Source organism: Streptosporangium sp. NPDC048886 (assembly GCF_055586905.1).
The window spans coordinates 1-2222 of record NZ_JBVJHH010000107.1; the positions used below are offsets into that span (position 1 = coordinate 1).

The following is a 2222-nucleotide window of genomic DNA, read 5'->3' on the forward strand; positions in this document are numbered from 1 at the left end:
CCCGGACCCTGCTCGATGAGTCGGTGTGGGTCAAACCGCTCAAGTTCGGCTTCGCCTTCGCCCTCTACGCCGCCACCCTGGCATGGCTGCTGACCAAACTACGCAAGGGAAAACGGCTGGGCCGGTGGGTCGGCACGGTCTTCGCACTGGCCGCGATCACCGAGGTCGGCGCCATCACCGTCCAGGCCGCACGCGGCACCTTCAGCCACTTCAACGCCGACCAGACCGACCCGGTCACCCTGGCCCTGGTCCCCATCCTCACCTACGGCGTGATGCTCATCCTCATCACACAGCTGATCATCGCGGTCATCGTGCTGATCCAGCGCACCGGCGGCCCGGCCCTGAACCGGGCGATCCGCACCGGACTCGCCCTGGCCACCTTCGGCATGCTCGTACCGCTCTACTGGCTGACCGCCGAGATCCACCCCCGCACGGTGACCGACGCCAACGGCACCCCGGTGCCGATGTACCAGGGCCACGGCATCGGCGACCCCGACGGCCACGGCATGCCGCTGACCGGCTGGAGCGTGACCGGCGGCGACTTCCGGGTGCCGCACTTCGTCGCCCTGCACGGCATCCAGGTGCTCCTGCTGCTCACCGCGGTGCTGGCCGCCCTGGCCGCCAAGCACGCCTGGCTGCGCGAGGAGAAGGTCCGCGCCCGCCTGGTCGGCGTCGCCGCCCTCGGCTACAGCGGCCTGGTCGCGATCGTGACCTGGCAGGCGGTACGCGGCCAGTCCCTGATCCATCCCGACGCCCCGACCCTCACCGCCCTGGCCGCGCTGGCGCTGGCCACCGCGCTGGCCACCGCCGGAGTGATCACCGCCGGGGTGATCGCCGCAAGGGTGATCACCGCCGCCGGAGTGACCGCCGCCGAAGGCGGAGTCTCCGCGGCCACGGCCGCGCCTGCGCCGCACCGCCAGATGGCGCGCTGAGCACCTGCGCCCACCCCGATCCGTGCTCGGCCCCATATGGGCGCGAGCTTGCCGAAAGGAACTGAAATGACCAGAACTCCTTCTGCCAACGCGGCCCTGATCGCCGCCGCGCTGGCCGTGACGGCCTCCACGATGGCGGCCCCCGCGGCATCCGCCGGCACCGCTGCGGCTCACCCCGCGGTGCAGCGCGCCCTTGACGCCGCCGTGACCAAGGCAGGCGCCCCCGGCATGGTCGCCGAGGTCCGCGACCGCGAGGGGACATGGTTCGGCGCAGCGGGCGTGGCCGACACCGAGACCGGCCGCAAGCGGCAGCAGCACGAGCGCTTCCGCATCGGGAGCACCACCAAGACCTTCACCGCCACCGTGGTCCTGCAACTGGCCGCCGAGCGCAAGCTGAAGCTCGACGACACGGTGGAGAGGTGGCTGCCCGGCCTCATCCAGGGCAACGGCTACGACGGCCGCAAGATCACCATCCGGATGTTGCTCAACCACAGCAGCGGCATCTACAACTACGGCAACGACGAGGAGTTCTTCGCCAAGGGCGTCGGTGAGGCCTGGTACGAGCACCGCTACGACTCCTACCCCCCCGAGCAGCTGGTGAAGATCGGTCTGACCAACCCCGCCGGGCCCTATTTCGATCCGGGCAAGGGCTTCGGCTACTCCAACACCAACTACTACCTGGCCGCCATGATCATCGAAAAGGCGACGGGAAGGACCTACGGCCAGGAGCTCTACCAGCGCATCATCCGCCCGCTCGGGTTGACCGGAACCTACCTGCCGGGACGTGAGGCGAAGATCCGCGGCACGCACCCCCGGCACTACTCCACCCTGTTCACCTCCGGCCCCAACCCCACGATCCACGACGCGACCGAGATGAACCAGTCCTTCTCCTGGGCGGCCGGCGGCATCGTCTCGACCACCGGCGACCTCCAGCGCTTCTTCCGCGCGCTGCTGGGCGGACGCCTGCTGCCGCCCGCCCAGCAGCACGAGATGTTCGACAACCCCGTCGACACCAGCGTGAACGGCAAGGCCTACCCATGGATCCCCGACACCCACTACGGGCTGGGCGTCTTCACCCAGAAACTGTCGTGCGGCGTCGCGCTCTGGGGCAACGGCGGCGCCACCTACGGGTCCTGGAGCTACGCCATGGGATCACGCGACGGCAAGCACCTACTGGTCAGCCAGGTCAACGGCGACTGGAGCGGCCTCGGCGTCCTCACCAACGTGCTCGACGCCGAGTTCTGCCCGACCACACCCCGATAACCCGCGACCACACCGCAGGAGGTGGGG

General features: G+C 69.8%; 2 protein-coding genes. Both read left to right on the plus strand.

Features of this window, described 5'->3' with window-relative positions:
• Positions 1 to 932 (plus strand): hypothetical protein (locus ACZ6R6_RS49240; protein ID WP_470104457.1); only part of this gene is annotated, 932 nt, incomplete at its 5' end.
• Positions 933 to 998: 66 nt separating this feature from the next.
• Entirely contained in the window at positions 999 to 2195 is a 1197-nt protein-coding gene (locus tag ACZ6R6_RS49245) for a serine hydrolase domain-containing protein (RefSeq protein WP_470104459.1), read from the plus strand.
• Positions 2196 to 2222 lie beyond the last annotated feature (27 nt).